Origin of the sequence: Bifidobacterium sp. UTBIF-78, from assembly GCF_006408945.1 — a bacterium.
Taxonomy (GTDB): domain Bacteria; phylum Actinomycetota; class Actinomycetes; order Actinomycetales; family Bifidobacteriaceae; genus Bifidobacterium; species Bifidobacterium myosotis.
Genome location: NZ_JFAO01000024.1, coordinates 13541 through 31410 on the forward strand (window position 1 = coordinate 13541; position 17870 = coordinate 31410).

Below are 17870 nucleotides of genomic sequence, written 5' to 3' on the forward strand. Positions count from 1 at the left end.
TCGTTATTTGTTGGTTTCGTTGATTCCTTTTGATTTATGTGGCCCCGCACGCTTCCTCGCGTGCGGGTAGGTTCGAGCTTGTCAGGTTTCACCGGCCAAAGCCACGTCTCCACACCAATGTGGTTCCAGCTTGGCGCCGACCGGCGAGTTGTGGATAACATCCCCCTCCGAGTTATCCACATCACACTGTTTATCGAACGTTTACATGAAAGTTATCCACAATGCACGCGAAATACCGAAAATCGCGCGCACCCCCCTAGAATGGGCATTATGGCAGTATTACAAAGCGCTCAGCGCAATTCCGATAACTCCGACACCACGTCCCGGAAGTCAAAGGCGACCTCCGCCGCCAAGACCACCAAGTCCGCTTCCAAGACGTCCAAGACCGCCGCCTCCAAGCCCACCACCAAGCGCAAACGGGTTGACCCCGAAACGCGCCGCATGAACGAGGCCCTGAACGGGCTGGTGGTCGAGGCCCCCGCGCCCGTCATCGAGGTCAAGGAACCCGGCGAATTCGGCCGCATCAACATCATGGACGTCACCCCCGGCGAGGAGCGCGGCACCTATCCGGCCCGCGTGGAGATCGGCGAACCGTTCAAGGTGACCGCCCAGGTGTTCATCGAGGGCCGCACCAAGGTGGGTGCCACCGCCGTCGTGCGCAACCCGCGCGGCCGCGAGACCATGCGTCTGCCGATGACCTGCACGAACCCCGGCCTCGACCGCTGGGAAGTCAACCTCAAGTGCGGCGAACACAGCGACCTCAAGCCCTGGGAGGACGGCTACGCGGCCGTCAAGCGCCAGCTGGGCATCTGGACCGTCACCGTCGAAGGCTGGGAAGACACCTACACCTCGTGGCTGCACGACGCCCGCATCAAGGTGAAGGTCGAGGACGACGTGGAGAACGCCCTCAACTCCGGCGCCGAACTGCTCGCACGCTGGGCCCTGACCAAGGAATCCGGCATCACCGCCAAGGACCGCAAGGTGCTTGAGCAGGCCGCCGAGACCATGGCCAACAAGGAGCTGAGCCCGAAGGAGCGCCTGGCCGCCGGCGACAACCCGGAGATCGCCGCCCTGCACGAAACCCACCCGCTGCGCGACGGACTGTCCGCCAGCCAGCCGCAGCGCTTCAAGGTCGAGCGCCCGAAGTCCAGCTTCGCGGCCTGGTACCAGTTCTTCCCGCGCTCCGAAGGCGCCACCCGCGACCCGCAGACCGGCAAGATCACGCAGGGCACCCTGAAGACTTCGATCAGCGGTCTCGAACGCGCCAAGGCCGAAGGCTTCGACATCGTCTACCTGCCGCCGATCTTCCCCATCGGCGTAACCAACCGTAAGGGCCGCAACAACACGCTGGTCGCCGGTCCGGACGACCCGGGCTCGCCGTTCGGCATCGGTTCCGAACTGGGTGGCCACGACACCGTGGATCCGCTGCTCGGCACCATGGACGACTTCAAGGCCCTGTGCCAGCGCGCGCATGAGCTTGGCTTGGAGATCGCTCTGGACTTCGCGCTCCAGTGCTCGCCCGACCACCCGTGGGTCAAGCAGCACCCGGAATGGTTCCGTCACAAGCCGGACGGCACCATCGCGTTCGCCGAGAACCCGCCGAAGAAGTATCAGGACATCTACCCGATCGACTTCAACACGGATATGCCCGGCATCGAGAAGGAGGTCGAGCGCGTCCTCAACCTGTGGATCGACGCGGGCGTGACCATTTTCCGCATCGATAACCCGCACACCAAGCCGGTCCGCTTCTGGCAGGACGTGATCGCCGCCGTGACCAAGCGTCACCCGGAGGTGCTGTTCCTGGCCGAGGCGTTCACCCGTCCGGGCATGATGCGCGCGCTGAGCTACGTGGGCTTCACGCAGTCCCACTGCTACTTCCCCTGGCGCAACACCAAGGAGGAGCTGGCCGAGTACCTGCCCGTCACCAACGGCGACGACGGATACTACCAGCACAACACCTTCTGGCCCACCACGCCGGACATCCTCACCGCCTACGTGCGCGACAACGGCATCGCCGGCCACTGCGTGCGCGCGGTGCTGGCCGCCATGGGTTCGCCGTCGTGGGGCATCTACAACGGCTTCGAGCTGCTGGAGAACAAGCAGCGTCCGGGCTTCGAGGAGCAGATCGACAACGAGAAGTACGAGGTCAAGGTCCGTGATTGGGACAAGGCCAAGAAGTACGGCGTTGCCAAGATGCTCACCGCGCTGAACAAGATCCGCCGCTCCCACCCGGCCGCGCTGAGCTACCACAACCTCACCGTTCTGGAGACCTCCGATCCGAACATCCTGGCCTTCGCCCGTCATACGCCGGCCGATCTGACCGGCACCGGTCAGGCGGACACGCTCATCGTGGTGGTCAACCTCGATGGTCACGACGCGCATCAGGCGATGGTCCATCTGGATCTCGACAAGCTCGGTCTGCCCACCGACCGTCCGCTCAACGTGCGCGACGAGCTGACCGGCCGCGAATTCCAGTGGGGCTGGGACAACTTCGTCTCGCTCGCGCCGTGGGCGGATGTGGCTCACGTCCTGACCGTGCAGTGACGGTTCCGGACTCGTCGCCACAAGTAGTAGTGTGTGTAACGAATAGTTTGCCGATTCCCTAAGGAGATAACAATGGCAGAGACCTTCAACGTCGTGGTGGAGATTCCGCGCGGTTCCAAGAACAAGTACGAAGTCGATCAGGAGACCGGCCGCGTCTTCTTGGACCGCGAGCTGTTCACCGCCATGGGCTACCCGGATGACTACGGCTACATCGAGGGCACCCTGGGCGAGGACGGCGATCCGCTGGACGCCCTCGTGATGGTCACCAACTCCGTGTTCCCGGGCTGCGTCATCGAGTGCCGCGCCGTCGGTCTGTACCACATGGAGGACGAAGAGGGCGGCGACGACAAGGTGCTGTGCGTGCCGGCCGATGTCCGCTACGACGGCGTCAAGGACGTCAAGGATGTCAACGAGTACCACCTCGCCGAGATCAAGCACTTCTTCGAGCAGTACAAGGCCCTCGAGCCCGGCAAGGAAGTCAAGCCCGGCGACTACTGGACCGGTGCGGACGTGGCCGAGAAGGAAATCGCTGAGGCGCGTGAGCGTCTGGCCGAGGCGTCTAAGTGACAGTCCAGTGGACTGTCACTAGCCGAGGTGAGCGGCTACGCCGCGAAGGCGCGTGAAACGCGCGCGGCGAAGTGATCTCCTTCAGCGAAGCCCGGTGGGCTTCGCGGCGGCCACGTGCGAAGACGCGACAGCGTCTGAGCCAATATTGAGCCGGCCAAAGGCCGTCCATAATTGCAGGACCGTCGCCGAGAAGGAAATCGCTGAGGCGCGTGAGCGTCTGATCAATTCTCAGAAGTGATTTCTTCCTTCTGCTAAAACCTAGCAAGAGGCTCCTTCGGGGGCCTCTTGCTGTATACTTGCGCCTTGTCTTTTCAATTAGGCGTAGGCGGCGTGTGGGAACGCTGGTCGAGGCCCATCGCATGGGTGCATCCGGCGATGAACCTTCTTCACACCATGATTTCGATCATTATTCAAACGCTGTTGATTTCCGTTTCCGTCGCCATGGACGCGTTTGCAGTATCCATCGGCAAAGGCCTGACCGTCACTCGCGTCCGTTATCGGGACGCCGTCAAAACCGCTCTGTGGTTCGGCGGATTCCAAGCATTGTTCCCGGTGCTTGGCTATTTCGCGGCCTCCACCTTTAGCTCGTACGTGACCTCGTTCGATCATTGGATCATCTTCGGACTGCTCGTCTTCATCGGCGGCAACATGATCCACGAAGCATTCGAGGAGGACGAGGAAAACGCCCGCGAAACCGCGCAATTCGACTGGAAGCATATGCTCCCGCTGGCCGTCGCATGCAGTATTGACGCCTTCGCAGTGGGAGTGAGTCTGGCGTTCATGAAGACCAACATGGTCTTCGCCATCGCCTCCATCGGCATCGTCACCGGCCTGTTCTCCGCAGCCGGCCTGTACATCGGACGCGCGTTCGGCGCCCGCTGGCAGAAGCCCGCGCAAATCGCCGGTGGCGTGGTGCTCATCCTCATCGGCGTCAAGGTGCTGCTCGAGCACATGGGCATCATCGCATTCTGACCGCGCTCCCGTAAGTCCTACTGCGCACCTACTGCTCAAGTCCCACCGTGTAAGTCCTACCGTGTCCCGGCACGTTCCTCTGCACGAAGTAGGATGTTATGAGACGTTTCCCGACTGAGAGGCTGTACATGAGCGAAATCACCCAACCGAACTGGAAGAACAAGGCATTGGGCATGCTGCTGATCCAGTTCACAGCCTATGCACTGCTCATCGCGGCCACGGCCATCCCCTCCCCCGGTCCGCTGCCGGCGATTCCGCTGATCATTTCGGCGCTGGTGCTCAGTCAGTTCGTGCTGTTCTGGCCATTCCGCGGCACCACACTGGATCGTGCGGCAACGCTGGTGTTCGGCGTGGTTTCACTGCTTTTCGTCGTGGTGCCCTTCCCTTCCGGCAAGGCACCGGCCGACCAGTCCACTCCGGACGGCAACGCCCTGCCCTGGTACTCCTGGGCATTGGCCGTCGGCCTGCTGCTGGTGGTGCTGGTGATTCTGTCCTTCGCCCGCCAGATGGCCCGCGAGAACCGCTCCCATCTCATCCGCGCGCTCTCCCATGCCGTCACGTCGGGCGTGGCTGCAATCGCAGTGGCGGGCTGGTGTTTCCTGCCGAATCTGGGTGCCCTGCTGCTCAAGGATTCCCTCGTCGGCACGGTCACCATCATCGTGATGGTGGCGCTGGCGCTGGCGCTGGCCGTGGCCTCCACACTGTGGGTGCGCGACGCCGATCCGGACCCGACCATCCGTCACCCTTGGATCGGCACCGGTCTGCTGCCGGTGATGCTCATGGGCGTGACCATCGCCGCCGCCACCCTGCTGCTCACGCGTATCCTCGCCTGACCTTCGTATAGCGCCCGTCGGTCGCCATGCGGCGCGCATCCGACACGAATCCGTTCGCTGTTCATATTCCGTACCGTTGCCATTCATGTGTCCAAGACGCGAGCGTACAATGAAAGACAACGTGACGGTAGCGGCTTCAACCCGCCGGTCCCACGATCGTAACGATTGATCACACCCACGGCGTGCACCGCGGATTCATCAGAGGGGGAATTAGCGTGACGGATCTTACGTTGATGACATTCGCCAGCGACCCCGCCACGGTTCTGCCGTCGCTAGCGTTGCTCTCCCACCGCGTGCGCGTTCTGCCGATGGATGCGGCGAGCCTGGTGAAGATGCCGGAGAACACGATTCTCTTCCTGGACGCGCGCGACGATCTGGCCACCGCCAAAACGTTGTGCCGTCTCATCCACGCCTCCGGCCTGTCCACACCGATTGTGCTGGTGCTTACCGAGGGCGGTTTCACCGTGGTCAATTCGCAGTGGGGCATCGCCGATGTGGTGGTGACCACCGCCTCCCCGGCCGAGGTGGAAGGTCGCCTGCGTTTGGTCTCCGAACGTGGAAACGCGCCGGCCGCCGCGCCCGCGGGAGCCGCATCCGACGATGGCACCACCGTGGAGGACGGGCAGATTCGCTCCGGCGACCTCATCGTGGACACCAACGGATACACCGCATCGCTGCACGGCCGGCCCATCGATCTGGCCTACAAGGAATTCGAGCTGCTCAAGTATCTGGTCCAGCATCCGGGCCGCGTGTTCACCCGTGCACAACTGCTGCAGGAAGTGTGGGGCTACGACTACTACGGCGGCACCCGCACGGTGGATGTGCACATCCGTCGTCTGCGCGCCAAGCTCGGCGGCGAATACGAGCATCTCATCGGCACAGTGCGCAACGTGGGTTACCGATTCGACCCGCCGGAGAACGACCGTGGCACGGCGGCGGCCAAGCAGGCCGCACAGTCCGCCTCATCCCGCGCAGGTTCCATCGATGCCGGCGACACCCCTGACCTCAACGCAGCCGCCTGATTCCGCGTCTTCGCAAGGCACTCATGCGAGAATCCAAAACCGCGCGAATCGCACGCATGCATGATGAATACGACATCCTGCGCCAGGTGATTCCGGCACCGAAATGCGCGCTCCATTTCTCAACGCCGCTGCAACTGCTGATCGCCACGGTGCTGAGCGCCCAGACCACGGACAAACGGGTCAACACCGTCACCCCGGAACTGTTCGCCACCTATCCCACCGCGGCTGCGCTGGCCAACGCCAATCCGGCCCAAGTGGAGGATATCATCCATCCGCTCGGTTTCTACCGGTCGAAAACGCAGCATCTCCTCGGACTGGCCGCCGCATTGGACGAGCGGTTCAACGGCGATGTGCCGCACACGATGGAGGAGCTGACGAGCCTGCCCGGCGTGGGGCGAAAAACCGCGAACGTCGTGCTCGGCAACGCCTTCGGCATTCCCGGATTCCCGGTGGATACGCATGTGATGCGTGTGACCGGGCGCCTGCGCTGGCGCACGGACTGGCGGGTCGCGAAGTCCGATCCGGTGAAGGTCGAGAAGGAGATCACCGCGTGTTTTCCGCCTGAGGAATGGACCGATCTGAGTCACCGGCTCATCCTGTTCGGACGCGCCATCTGCCACGCCCGCAAGCCCGACTGCGGCCACTGCCCGCTCGCCGATACCTGTCCAAGCTTCGAGCCCACAGCCTCGTAGCGATTAGCCCTTGGCGGCGAAGGCCAAGATGGCGTACACACTTCCAGCCCCGGCAGTGGTGACTGCCACCGATGACCGCTACTGCCGGGGCGTGGCCGTTCCCGTACCGGAACCGATTCCGCCCCGCGAGCCGATAATTCGGGATGTCTGAAACAACCGCCGGCCATGCGCGTCATCAGCCGCGCGCCATCAGCGGCACCGGTTAGACTTGGGCCCATGCAACAAGGCAGACGGAGCGAACGGCATGGCGCATGGGTCCACGCATGGGTCCAGTGGGGCGTGTTCCTGGGGATGGTCGCCTTGCTCAGCGCACTCGTCTGGGGCGGCTGGTCGGTGCTACATCATCGCATCGCGTGGCCGGGTTTCGGCGGTGCCGCCGCATCCTCAACCGATGGCACGGTGAAGGTCGGCGTCACCGATGTGCCGGAGTCGTTGGATATCCGCCCGTTCGCCGCCGCGGCCAGCACGGCCGGCGAGAACGGTACGACCGGCGCAACCAATCAGTTGGGCAGCTCCGCCGACGTCACCGCACTCGATACGGTCCCCTCGGCCGAACGACTGCTCATCGGCAACGTCTACGAGACGCTGGTCACCACGGACCAGCACAATCAGCTCAAACCCGGTCTGGCCACGGGCTGGACGGTGTCCGAGGACGGACTCACCTATACGTTCACCATCGCGAACGGCGCCACGTTCTCGAACGGGCACACGCTCGACGCCACGGACGTGGTCTGGTCCATGCAGCAGTCGGTCGTCGCCAAGGCCAGCGGCGTGGATGCGCTCGGCGACCTGCGGTCGGTGACCAATCCGGACGCCCACACCGTGGTCATCGCACTGGGACAACCGAATCCCACGCTGCCGCGCGCGCTGGCCGGTCCGCTTGGCGCGGTGTTCGATGCCGAGGGCGTCGGCATCGATTACGCGACGCAGTCCGCCGGTTCCGGGCCGTTCATCGTGGACGGATTCCGCCCCGGACGGTCGCTGACGCTCAAGCGTAACGGCGCCTACCACGGCACGTTGGCGGCGAGCGCGGCCGTGACCATCACCGCATACGATGACGATGACGCGCTGGCCCAAGCCGTGCGCAGTGGCGCGATCGACTGGGCGCCGGGATTGGGCGCCGACGTCGCGACCACGTTGCGGCAGGGCGCACAGTCGGAAGGGCAGTCGGGCGGGCAGTCGGACGGCACCGGCGGCAAGGTGACCGTCAGCACCGGCGCGACCACATCCAAGGTGCTGCTGGCGTACAATCACGGCAACGATTCGCTGCTTTCGGACGAGCAGGTACGCAAGGCGTTCCGTCATCAGATCGACGCGACCGGGATCGCCGCCTCGCAGCAGGACTCGGGCGGCGCGCTCGGCGGGCCGATCAGCGCCATGGAGCCGGGATACGAGGACCTGACCGGCCTATTCCCCTACGACACCGTCAAGGCACAGTCGATGCTCGCGTATTTCGGCGACGAGTACCTGACCACGGTGAATCTGGTGGTCACCGAGCGATGGCGGTCCGTGGCGGAGACCATCAAGAATCAGATCGAACAGGGAGCACGCCCGCGCGTGAATCTGGAGGTGCTTCCCGACGCCGATTATGCGGCCCGGATTCAGGCGGGCACATGGGAGATGACGATTCTGAGCATGAACGGCACGGATGATGCCGGCATGTTCGTGGACACCGATTCCATATTCCATTATGACGATGCCGAGGCGCAGCAGGCGTACGCCTCGGCCCGTGCGGCCACGAATGAGACGGACTATGCGGCCCGGATGAAAACGTATGCGCGAGCGCTCAGCGAGGACGCGGCCGCCGATTGGCTGTACACGCGGGTCTGCTTCACAGCCGCAAGGGCCAGCCTGGCCGGATATCCGACCGCGATGGTGGATCAGCGGCTGCCGCTGGCCGAGGTGCGGATGGGATAGGCGGAATCATGCGCCTTGTCATGCAACATGCATAAACTTTGGCGTTATGACTGAAGGCAAATCCATCATCACCGCCAACCTCACCCCGCTGCCCGACAAGGTCGGCGTGGACGGTCTTGAGGACAAGTGGCGCGCCGTTTGGGACGACAACGGCACCTACAAATTCCAGAACACCCGCGACCGCAAGGCCGTGTACTCCATCGACACCCCGCCGCCCACCGTCTCCGGTTCGTTGCATGTGGGCCATGTGTTCTCCTACACGCATACCGATGTGATCGCACGCTACAAGCGCATGCGCGGCTACGACGTGTTCTACCCGATGGGCTGGGACGACAACGGCCTGCCTACCGAGCGTCGCGTGCAGAACTACTACGGCGTGCGCGTGGACGTGTCCCTCCCCTACGACCCTGATTTCAAGCCGCCGTTCGAGGGCACCGACGGCAAGAAGATCGACGCCAAGGATCAGGTGCCGATTTCCCGTAAGAACTTCATCGAGCTGTGCGAGAAGCTCACCGCCCAGGATGAGAAGCAGTTCGAGGCGCTGTGGCGCAAGCTGGGCCTGTCCATCGACTGGTCGCAGACCTACCACACCATCGGCGAGCACCCGCAGCGCGTGGCCCAGAAGGCGTTCCTGCGCAATCTGGCCCGTGGCGAGGCGTACCAGCAGGACGCCCCCGGCCTGTGGGACGTGACCTTCCAGACCGCCGTGGCCCAGGCCGAGCTCGAATCCCGCGAATACTCGGGCTTCTACCACAAGGTGGCCTTCCGCTTCGAGGACGGCACCCCGATCTACATCGAGACCACCCGTCCCGAGCTGCTGGCGGCCTGCACCTCGCTGATCGCCAACCCGGAGGACGACCGCTACAAGCAGTACTTCGGCCAGTACGTCTACTCCCCGCTGTTTAAGGTCAAGGTGCCGATCCTCGCGCACCCGGCCGCCGAGATGGACAAGGGCGCCGGCATCGCCATGTGCTGCACCTTCGGTGACGTGACCGATGTGCAGTGGTGGCGCGACCTCAAGCTCCCCACCCGTTCGATCATCCAGCGCAACGGCCGCATCGTCATGACCGTGCCGGACTGGATCACCGACGAGAACGGCAAGGCAATCTTCGAGGAGACCGCCGGCAAGACCACGTTCTCCGCCCGCAAGATCATCGTGGACCACCTGCGTGAGTCCGGTGATCTGGACGGTGAGCCGACGCCGACCAAGCGTATGACGAACTTCTACGAGAAGGGCGACAAGCCGCTCGAGATCGTCACCTCCCGCCAGTGGTACCTGAAGAATGGCGGCACCGATCCGGAGCTCAACGCCCAGCTCATCGAGCGCGGCAAGGAGCTCAACTTCCACCCGGACTTCATGCGCGTGCGCTACGACAACTGGGTGCATGGCCTCAACGGCGACTGGCTGATCTCCCGCCAGCGCTTCTTCGGCGTGCCGTTCCCGCTGTGGTACCCGGTGCTTGAGGACGGCACCGCCGACTACGATCACCCGCTGACCCCGTCCGAAGACCGCCTGCCGATCGATCCGACCATCGACGTGCCGGAAGGCTTCACCGCCGAGCAGCGTGACGTGCCCGGTGGCTTCACCGCCGAGAAGGACATCATGGATACGTGGGCGACCTCATCGCTCACCCCGCAGATCGTGACCCACTGGGCCGAGCCGGACGAGGCGTCCAAGGCCCTGTTCGCCTCCACGTTCCCGATGGATCTGCGCCCGCAGGGTCAGGACATCATCCGTACCTGGCTGTTCTCCACCGTGGACCGCGCACATCTTGAGAACCACTGCCTGCCGTGGGCCCACGCCACGCTGTCCGGCTGGATTCTCGACCCGGACCACAAGAAGATGTCGAAGTCCAAGGGCAACGTCGTGGTGCCGAACGAGCCGATCGAGAAGTTCGGCGCGGACGCCGTGCGCTACTGGGCCGCCGCCGCTCGCCTGGGTCTGGACGCCACGTACGACGTCGGCCAGATGAAGATCGGCCGCCGACTGGCCATCAAGCTACTGAACGCCACCAAGTTCGCGCTGGCCATCGGCCGCGAGGACGAGAACCATCATGTGGGCGCCGCGGCCACGGCCGCCTGGGACCCGGCCGATGTGACCGAGCCGCTGGACCGCGCCGCGATGGCCAAGATGGCGCTGGTAGTCCGTCAGGCCACCGATGCGATGGAAGCCTACGAGCACTCCAAGGCGCTCGAGACCATCGAGTCCTACTTCTGGCAGTTCTGCGACGACTACATCGAGCTGGTCAAGAACCGCGCCTACGGCACCGCCGACGCGACCGGTCATGTGCCGTCCGAGGCCGCCGTGAAGTCCGCCCGCACCGCGCTGGGTCTGGGTCTGGATGCATTCGCGCGTCTGCTCGCCCCGTACCTGCCGTACGCCACCGAAGAGGTGTGGAGCTGGATGCACGAGGGCGAAGGCTCCGTGCACCGCGCCGCATGGCCGACTCCGGACGTGTATGCCGCCGCGGCCTTCAAGGTCTCCCCCGACCTGCTGGCCCACGCCGGCGAGGCGCTGGCCGCGCTGCGTGGCATCAAGTCCAAGGCGAAGGTCTCCATGAAGACGCCGCTTCTGTCGGTCAAGCTCGGTGTGGACGACGAGGTGCGCGAGTCCCTCGAAAGCGCTCTGGGCGATATCGCCGAGGCCGGCCGCGTGGTGGGCCGCATCTCCTTCGTGGGTGCCGCCGCCGCGATCAAGGCCGTGCGCGCGACCGCCGAAGCCGCCGCCGACGCGGCCAAGAGCGCCAAGGCCGAAACCGAAAACGCCATCAACGTGATCGTCGAGGACAGCGAACTCGGCGAGCCGCCGGTGAAGAAGTAACAAGTGAGATCGGCTTCCCTCAGCGAGGGGAGCCGATTTTCATATCAGGGCTCGGTTGCGGTGATTCACACGGTGGGAATCACCAGCAGGTAGCGCGGCCGGTCGGTGTGCGTCTGCGGCACGGCGGTTCCAAGCTGGGTCGCGGCTTGGGTGATGAGTGCGCCGGCATCGCCAAGATCCACGGTCTCGCCAATCAACGTGCTCATGTCGCGCGTGAGCAACGTGCCGCCCTTGCCGAAGCCGAACAGCACCGGAGCGTCATTGGTGTCGTCATGCGTGGTCTGGGTCGTGGATGACCCGTCACCGGTCCCGTCATTGCCGGCACCCTTTTGATCGGCGATCTGGCCGTTGCCGGAGCCCGAAGAACCCGCGGAACCCGCAGAGTTGGCGGCGTCCGATGATTCCCCGGCGCCCGCCCCGGACTTGTCGGACGATGCGGGCGCCCCCGACTGCCCTGCATCCCCGGACTTTCCACTGCCCAACGCCGAAGTCAGCCCATTGGCATAGCTCATTACGTCGCCGGCGGACATCGAAATCGTATCGTCCACCAGCGAGGCGTTGGCATCCTGCGACTGCTGCTGCTTGGCCTCCTCGGCCTGTTTGAGTGCCGCTTGGGCCTTGCGTTTCGCGTCAGCGGCCTTGGTTCGGCCATAGAAGGATTGGGACTGCGGATCGGCCAGTCCGGTCACGGCGTTCACTCCGGTCGAATCGGCGACGGATTGGCCGCCAGCCTGATCATCCTTGGCATCGCCCGTCCTACGGCCCGTCGCACCATTCGTTACATCGTCCGTCGCCGCGCCACCTTCGAACTGGTCGGAGAACCGCAGCACGATCTGCTTGAGCGCCTGCGACTTGCCGGTGTGCTCGCAGGCTGCGGCGAGCGTGGCCATCGCGGCGTCCACTTTGGCCTGCGCGTCCTTCAGATCTCCACTGCCGTTGGTCTCGGCGATGGCCTGTTGCGTGTAGGCGGAGGCGCCGGCGGATGTGCCGCCGGTCAACAGCGACAGATTGGACGTGTAGACGTCCGTGTACTTCATCGAATACGGAATCATCGCGGCGGATAACTGGCTCTGCCCATCCGCATACTGCTGGGAGCCTTTGGTGGCCTCTTCGGCGGCTTCCGTGGTCAGATCATCGATGAGTCCGGTGGTACCCTGCTGCTGGATGCGGCGAATCACCTCGTCCAAAGCGTCCACGGCTCCGGCGTGCATATGCGCCGCACTCACGTTGTTTACCGCATCGGCGAGATCGAGGACCGCCTGAGCCAAGGGCGTGTCTCCGGACAATTCCCCGGCGGTGCCCATCAGCGCGGGCAGCTGCGTGGAGGTGCCGATCGACCCGGAAAGATGGGTGGTGTAGGAGCCCACGTACGCGGCCATGTAGTTGTCGAACGTCTGCTTATGGGCGGCCTTGCGTTCAGCGACCACGGACTGGTCCAGTCGGCGCTCGTTGTCCCGTAGCGCCTTGAGCTGCTCAATCAGCTGCTGGTGTTCGCCGGAACCGGCATCGGTGAGGGAATCGACCAACGAAGTGGCCGTCGCGACGAGTTGCGCGGCATCGGCGGACTGGGCGGCTTCACCAGACTGCGGCGCTGCCGCGCCTGCGGCATCAGCGTCAGCCGTCTGCCCGGTCTGATCTGACTGATTGGTCTGCGGCTGACCATTCTGTCCTGACACCTCGCCCAAATCGACATCAGCGCCCGTCGCCGCGGTGTCATTCCCCTCCGAAGGGAGCGAGGCGAACGCCACCGGGCTCATCGTGAATTCCTTGGCGTTCATGTAACAGCTGAAGTTCAGCCCTTCGCCGGGCTTTCCCGCAGCGGCGATAAGCGTGTCGGAGCCTTGTGCGGACAGGGACACGCCTTTATCCGCGGAGATGTCGTCGGCCACTTGGGTGGGCACGGTGAAGGCCACGACCGGCATGCTCGTCTTGGCTTCGTCGGTGGCGGGCGTGATGTCGATGTAGATGCCGACGAGACCGGAGGCATTGCGTACGTCGTCGGCGTCCACATTCGGGCCGTCCAGCGAATACGTCACTGCAACCTTCCACGGGGAGGTCGGCGCGGTATCGGAGCCGGCGGGAATGCGCGTGACCGACCATCCCGCAGACGTTTCCGACTGGCCGTGTTCGGCGCCCTGATTATCCTGCGTGTTATTCTGCGATCCCTGCGCACTGCCGGAGCCAGTGGCGTTATCGGCCGAAGCCGCATTCGTCGCCGACGGGCCAGCCACATACCAGCGCGTGGGCGTGCCGTTCTCATCAAGCACCGCATACCGGTCATTGGCAGCGGCAAGCAGCGGATCATAATCCACGTCGGCGGGCCGGCTCAGCCAGATGCCACCGGTGGCGGCGGTCACACACAAAGCGCAACTGACCAAGGCGGCGGCAAGCTTCATCCAACATCCATTCACGCGAGGGACACACCATCATCAGACGGGCCAGACCATAGCATCCGTCGTCCGGATATCAATCTAGTCGATATGCACCCCGAGCGAAACGTCCCGCGAAAACCATGCAGACCAGCTCTCGTTGTTCAACATCGGAATGCCATGCCGCCGGCCGCAGCAATCGGCGAAACCGCCGAGAGGCGTCACTGCCCCCTATAGCGCTCCTATAGCAAGGGCCCACCGAGTCTTCACAAGCTCGATGGGCCCTTGCGCGTAACCAACACCGGGTATCAACCACCGATGCGGTTCACGAATGCCGCATTTTCAATCGTTCACCAGCCGTTACAGTGTCAGGCGAACACGTCGAGCACACCCGGATCGCCGCCGGCATCCGCAATGCGCTTATGACGCTTCTTGGCCTCGGTCACCACGAATTCGCGGTACATCTCGGCGATTTCCGGGTCCAATCCCGCATCGATGGCGATGCGGTGCAGACGCTCGATCTGGTAATCCTCGCGCTTGGTGTCCTCCGGGGCGAAGCCGGCACTGGCCTTCAGCACTCCGACGCGGGACGTGGCCTTGAACCGCTCCGCCAGCAACGAAATGACCGCGGAATCGATGTTATCGATGGATTGGCGCAAATCCTTGATGCGTGCGACCGCCTGGGCGGTTTCCGGATGGGCCGCCGCCTGGGCGGAGTCGATGGTGGTCCTTTGCCAGTCACTGCTCGTTTCGCTCATAGATTCGAGAATACTCCTGCCGAGCGGCACCACGCCATGCTCCTCGCATCCAAAGCACCGGCGCGGGCAGACAGGCAGCGGAAACACGGCATGCTCCGCCAACATGACATGCGACATGTCGGTATCTCGGTTGCAAGGGGTACATTTCGGCCTGTGCGCGCAGCTATCTGCTTTGCAAGGGGTACCTAATACGGAAAATCCCGAGTAGTGACGTTGAAATGAGGGCGCATCTACTCGGGACTTCACTGTTGAGGTACCCCTTGCAAAGCAGATAGCTGTCCGGAACAGCCCCGATGTACCCCTTGCAACCGAGATACCGACGATTACCGGCGTTCAGAACTCGTAATCGCCGGTGGGGCCGATGGAAAGCGCGTCGTCATGGGTACGGCCGGAGTGAATCGCATCGTTGATGGCCGCGATTTCGGCCGGGTCGCACTCATACGCCTTGCCGTCGAGCTCCTTGACCGGAATGACCCAGCCGCCATGCACCATGTAGAGGCGATCGGCATCACGCAGCTCCTCAATCGGCAGCTTCTTGTATACCGCTTGCTGACCTTCCTGCAGCGCCCACGAGAACATTTCACGCTGCGTGGTGCCGTCAAGGATGCCGATGCGCGGATCGGGCGTGACCAGCGTGGAGCCGTATCGGCCCACGATGGTGGAGTTCGGGCATTCGAGCGTGTAGCCATCCTCGGTGAACAACACCGCGTCGCCCACACCTCGCCGGTCACATTCACGATGCACCGCGCAATTGAAGGCATAGCTGAGTGTCTTGGCGCCGTTCAGCAGCCACGGCGCACGGGCCGTGATGTCCGAAGGATAGCCGCGGGTCATGGAGGCCATGGTGATCGGATCGGGCGTGTGCAACGTGCCCTTGCCGTCCTCGAAAATGAAAATGGTCGGCGCGGTCTTGCCCTCAGCGGCCGCGGCCTTGCCCACGCCAGTGGACACATCCAGGCCTCGGGAGACGATGATGCGCAGCATCGGCCCGGGCTCAGGGTCGTCGTAGGCGTTCATGACCGCTTGGACGCCACGCGTGATTGCCGCAACGTTGGGCTCCGGCATGTCCATGAGTCTGGCCGAACGGACCAGACGACGCAGGTGGATCTCCAGCGATACCGGGAATCCCTTCCACGCGGTGGTGGCCTCGAAGATGCCGTCGCCACGCAGCACACTCAGGTCGAAAGCGTTGATGTTGACCGTCTCCGGGTCCACCAGTTCGATCAGGTCGCTGTCCGGCACATCGCTGACATCAGCGTCGCCGAACATGAGCGCGCCATTACCCATTCCCAAAACAATCGAGCTCACGGTGAATCCTCTTTCCTTCACTCACAGCCATCTTCGCGGCCCGCATTCCGCATCGCCGCCAATGGCCCGGCAGTCTCACGATTCCAATGATTCCAATACGCGCCAACCGTTGCCGCCGCTTCGCGCGGTGCCTCGCCTTCGCGTATGCCTTCACGCTAGCCACCGTTTGTTTCAGCCGAGTTCGACACGGGAACGTCCGAAACACAGCCGTCACATAGCCGTATGACACCGAACGATTACGGCACGTAGGTTGTGTTCCATGACCAGCCAATTCACCACCACACTCGACGCCGACTCCACACCGTCCGCAGTCCGCGCCGCATTCCGCGCCGGCGAGGTGCGCCCCACCTGCGGTATCGCACGCGGCCACGCGCAGGCCAATCTCATGATCCTGCCCAAGGAACAGGCGTTTGATTTCCTGCTGTTCGCCCAGCGCAATCCGAAACCCTGCCCGCTGCTGGAGGTGATGGAGCCCGGCGTGACCGAACCGTCGACCGCTCCCGGCGCGGACATCCGCACGGACGTGCCGCTCTACCGCGTCTGGGAGGACGGGGAGCTGGTCGCCGAGGTGAAGGACGTCCGCGACTATTGGCGGGATGACTTGGTCACGTTTATCATCGGCTGCTCGTTCACGTTCGAATTCCCCCTGATGGACGACGGCATCCCGGTGCGGCACATCACCGCCGGCCGGAACGTGCCCATGTATGACACGTCGATCGTGTGCCGTCCGGCTGGGGCGTTCAAGTCCAATATGGTCGTTTCGATGCGCGGCATTCCGGCCCAACAGGTCGCGGATGCTTGTCGTATCTCCGGCTACTACCCGTCCGTGCACGGCGCGCCGGTGTGCGTCGGCGACCCGCAATCCATCGGCATCACCGACCTCGACCATCCTGATTACGGTGATGCCCCGATTCTCGAGCCCGGCGACATCCCCGTGTTCTGGGCGTGCGGCGTGACTCCGCAGGCCGCGGTGATGGCGTCCAAGCCGCATTTCGCCATCACCCATGCGCCGGGGCACATGTTCATCACCGACGTGGAGGATCGACGGTATATGGTCTGACGGCGGCATCCGGCCCCGATGGACACACTTCATCACCAGCAAAGGAAGCCATTCATGGAAACACCTATCATCCCGGAAGACGGCATGGCGGCCGGCCTGATTGATATGGCCGCCCCGGCCGGGGCGTCGGCTGACGGCCAGTATAAGGACGCCGCAGTCCCGCGGCCGAAGGGACCGACCGTGAACTGGTCCATCCGATTCATCGACGAGGAGGCCTGACATGCCCGCGATCGATCTCAATAGCGATATGGGCGAGAGCTTCGGCCGCTGGACGCTGGGCGACGACGAATCGCTGCTCACCGTGGTGTCCAGTGCGAACATCGCCTGCGGCTTCCACGCCGGGGACCCCGCCGTCATGGTCCGCACGCTTCGCAATGCGGCCGAGAACGGCGTCACGGTGGGCGCGCATGTGTCGTACCGGGATTTGGCCGGGTTCGGTCGGCGCTATGTGGACGAGTCCGACGAGGATCTCACGGCGGACGTGATGTACCAGCTTGCCGCCATCGAGGGGCTTGCCACCGCCGCCGGCACTCACGTCTCATATGTCAAGCCGCATGGCGCGCTCTACAACCGGATTGTCACAGACGAGCGGCAGGCCGCCTGCGTGATTCACGCGATACAAATGGTCGACGCGTCACTGGGACTGCTCACGCTGCCTGGTTCCGCCGTGGGACGGCTGGCCGAGCAGGCAGGACTGGCCGTGTACCGCGAGGCGTTCGCCGACCGCGCCTACACGCCGTCGGGCACGCTGGTCTCCCGTCGCGAGCCGGGTGCCGTGATTACCGACCCGAGCGTGGTGGCCGACCGCGTGGCGCGCATGGTTTCGGACGGCACCGTTGAGGCGATTGATGGCACCGTGGTGCCCATCACCGCCGATTCGGTATGCGTACACGGTGATTCGCCGGCGGCCGTGGCCATGGCGAAGGCGGTGCGGGAGCGTCTTGAAGCCGGCGGCGTGACCGTTCGGCCGTTCGCGGGCCATGCCAGCTGATAACCGCATGGTAGGC

14 protein-coding genes are annotated in these 17870 nt (G+C 64.0%); 11 read left to right on the plus strand and 3 right to left on the minus strand.

Features of this window, described 5'->3' with window-relative positions; all coding sequences use genetic code 11:
• Positions 1–261 precede the first annotated feature (261 nt).
• The 8 genes from BG22_RS06400 to valS all read left to right on the plus strand — a co-directional run bounded on the left by BG22_RS06400 (position 262) and on the right by valS (position 11368).
• The gene (locus tag BG22_RS06400) at positions 262–2544 is read left to right on the plus strand and encodes an alpha-1,4-glucan--maltose-1-phosphate maltosyltransferase (protein WP_140494212.1); all 2283 of its coding nucleotides are present in this window, start codon (positions 262–264) and stop codon (positions 2542–2544) included.
• 72 nt (positions 2545–2616) lie between these two features.
• Positions 2617–3111, plus strand: a complete 495-nt coding sequence (locus BG22_RS06405) for an inorganic diphosphatase (RefSeq protein ID WP_044089378.1) — start codon at positions 2617–2619, stop codon at positions 3109–3111.
• Between the two features lie 393 nt (positions 3112–3504).
• On the plus strand, positions 3505–4083 hold the full coding sequence (locus BG22_RS06410; protein ID WP_140494214.1) for a manganese efflux pump MntP family protein: 579 nt from the start codon (positions 3505–3507) through the stop codon (positions 4081–4083).
• 128 nt (positions 4084–4211) lie between these two features.
• A complete protein-coding gene (locus tag BG22_RS06415; protein WP_140494216.1) occupies positions 4212–4916 on the plus strand; it encodes a hypothetical protein in 705 nt (234 codons plus the stop codon).
• 233 nt (positions 4917–5149) lie between these two features.
• Complete coding sequence (locus BG22_RS06420) at positions 5150–5938, plus strand: response regulator transcription factor (RefSeq protein ID WP_181163419.1); 789 nt, start codon at positions 5150–5152, stop codon at positions 5936–5938.
• A 23-nt stretch (positions 5939–5961) separates the two neighbouring features.
• The gene (nth, locus tag BG22_RS06425) at positions 5962–6630 is read left to right on the plus strand and encodes an endonuclease III (RefSeq protein WP_140494220.1); all 669 of its coding nucleotides are present in this window, start codon (positions 5962–5964) and stop codon (positions 6628–6630) included.
• 216 nt (positions 6631–6846) lie between these two features.
• Entirely contained in the window at positions 6847–8547 is a 1701-nt protein-coding gene (locus tag BG22_RS06430; RefSeq protein WP_258186246.1) for an ABC transporter substrate-binding protein, read from the plus strand.
• A gap of 46 nt (positions 8548–8593) precedes the next feature.
• Positions 8594–11368 (plus strand): valine--tRNA ligase, encoded by a 2775-nt coding sequence (gene valS, locus BG22_RS06435; protein WP_140494222.1) that lies wholly within the window; start codon positions 8594–8596, stop codon positions 11366–11368.
• 65 nt (positions 11369–11433) lie between these two features.
• On the opposite strand, the gene BG22_RS06440 is transcribed toward valS, so the two are convergent.
• From BG22_RS06440 to BG22_RS06450, 3 genes are all read right to left on the minus strand, one after another.
• Positions 11434–13764 carry a hypothetical protein gene (locus BG22_RS06440; protein ID WP_140494224.1) on the minus strand — a complete coding sequence of 777 codons (2331 nt, stop codon included), beginning with the start codon at positions 13762–13764 and terminating at the stop codon, positions 11434–11436.
• A 341-nt stretch (positions 13765–14105) separates the two neighbouring features.
• Positions 14106–14495, minus strand: a complete 390-nt coding sequence (locus tag BG22_RS06445; protein ID WP_094666645.1) for a chorismate mutase — start codon at positions 14493–14495, stop codon at positions 14106–14108.
• Positions 14496–14828: 333 nt separating this feature from the next.
• The gene (locus BG22_RS06450) at positions 14829–15803 is read right to left on the minus strand and encodes an aminodeoxychorismate lyase (protein ID WP_140494226.1); all 975 of its coding nucleotides are present in this window, start codon (positions 15801–15803) and stop codon (positions 14829–14831) included.
• Between the two features lie 259 nt (positions 15804–16062).
• Between BG22_RS06450 and BG22_RS06455 the strand changes: the two genes are divergently transcribed.
• The 3 genes from BG22_RS06455 to BG22_RS06460 are packed head-to-tail and all read left to right on the plus strand — an operon-like array spanning position 16063 to position 17854.
• Entirely contained in the window at positions 16063–16863 is an 801-nt protein-coding gene (locus BG22_RS06455; protein WP_140494228.1) for a putative hydro-lyase, read from the plus strand.
• A 54-nt stretch (positions 16864–16917) separates the two neighbouring features.
• A complete protein-coding gene (locus tag BG22_RS10850; RefSeq protein WP_181163420.1) occupies positions 16918–17082 on the plus strand; it encodes a hypothetical protein in 165 nt (54 codons plus the stop codon).
• Position 17083: 1 nt separating this feature from the next.
• A complete protein-coding gene (locus BG22_RS06460; RefSeq protein WP_140494230.1) occupies positions 17084–17854 on the plus strand; it encodes a LamB/YcsF family protein in 771 nt (256 codons plus the stop codon).
• Positions 17855–17870: the final 16 nt, after the last annotated feature.

Bases quoted from the DNA above. Each gene is read 5' to 3' on its own strand.
- BG22_RS06400 (WP_140494212.1), top strand. From the start codon at position 262: ATGGGCATTATGGCAGTATTACAAAGCGCTCAGCGCAATTCCGATAAC.
- BG22_RS06405 (WP_044089378.1), top strand. From the start codon at position 2,617: ATGGCAGAGACCTTCAACGTCGTGGTGGAGATTCCGCGCGGTTCCAAG.
- BG22_RS06410 (WP_140494214.1), top strand. From the start codon at position 3,505: ATGATTTCGATCATTATTCAAACGCTGTTGATTTCCGTTTCCGTCGCC.
- BG22_RS06415 (WP_140494216.1), top strand. From the start codon at position 4,212: ATGAGCGAAATCACCCAACCGAACTGGAAGAACAAGGCATTGGGCATG.
- BG22_RS06420 (WP_181163419.1), top strand. From the start codon at position 5,150: ATGACATTCGCCAGCGACCCCGCCACGGTTCTGCCGTCGCTAGCGTTG.
- nth (WP_140494220.1), top strand. From the start codon at position 5,962: ATGCGAGAATCCAAAACCGCGCGAATCGCACGCATGCATGATGAATAC.
- BG22_RS06430 (WP_258186246.1), top strand. From the start codon at position 6,847: ATGCAACAAGGCAGACGGAGCGAACGGCATGGCGCATGGGTCCACGCA.
- valS (WP_140494222.1), top strand. From the start codon at position 8,594: ATGACTGAAGGCAAATCCATCATCACCGCCAACCTCACCCCGCTGCCC.
- BG22_RS06440 (WP_140494224.1), bottom strand. From the start codon at position 13,764: ATGAAGCTTGCCGCCGCCTTGGTCAGTTGCGCTTTGTGTGTGACCGCC.
- BG22_RS06445 (WP_094666645.1), bottom strand. From the start codon at position 14,495: ATGAGCGAAACGAGCAGTGACTGGCAAAGGACCACCATCGACTCCGCC.
- BG22_RS06455 (WP_140494228.1), top strand. From the start codon at position 16,063: ATGACCAGCCAATTCACCACCACACTCGACGCCGACTCCACACCGTCC.
- BG22_RS10850 (WP_181163420.1), top strand. From the start codon at position 16,918: ATGGAAACACCTATCATCCCGGAAGACGGCATGGCGGCCGGCCTGATT.
- BG22_RS06460 (WP_140494230.1), top strand. From the start codon at position 17,084: ATGCCCGCGATCGATCTCAATAGCGATATGGGCGAGAGCTTCGGCCGC.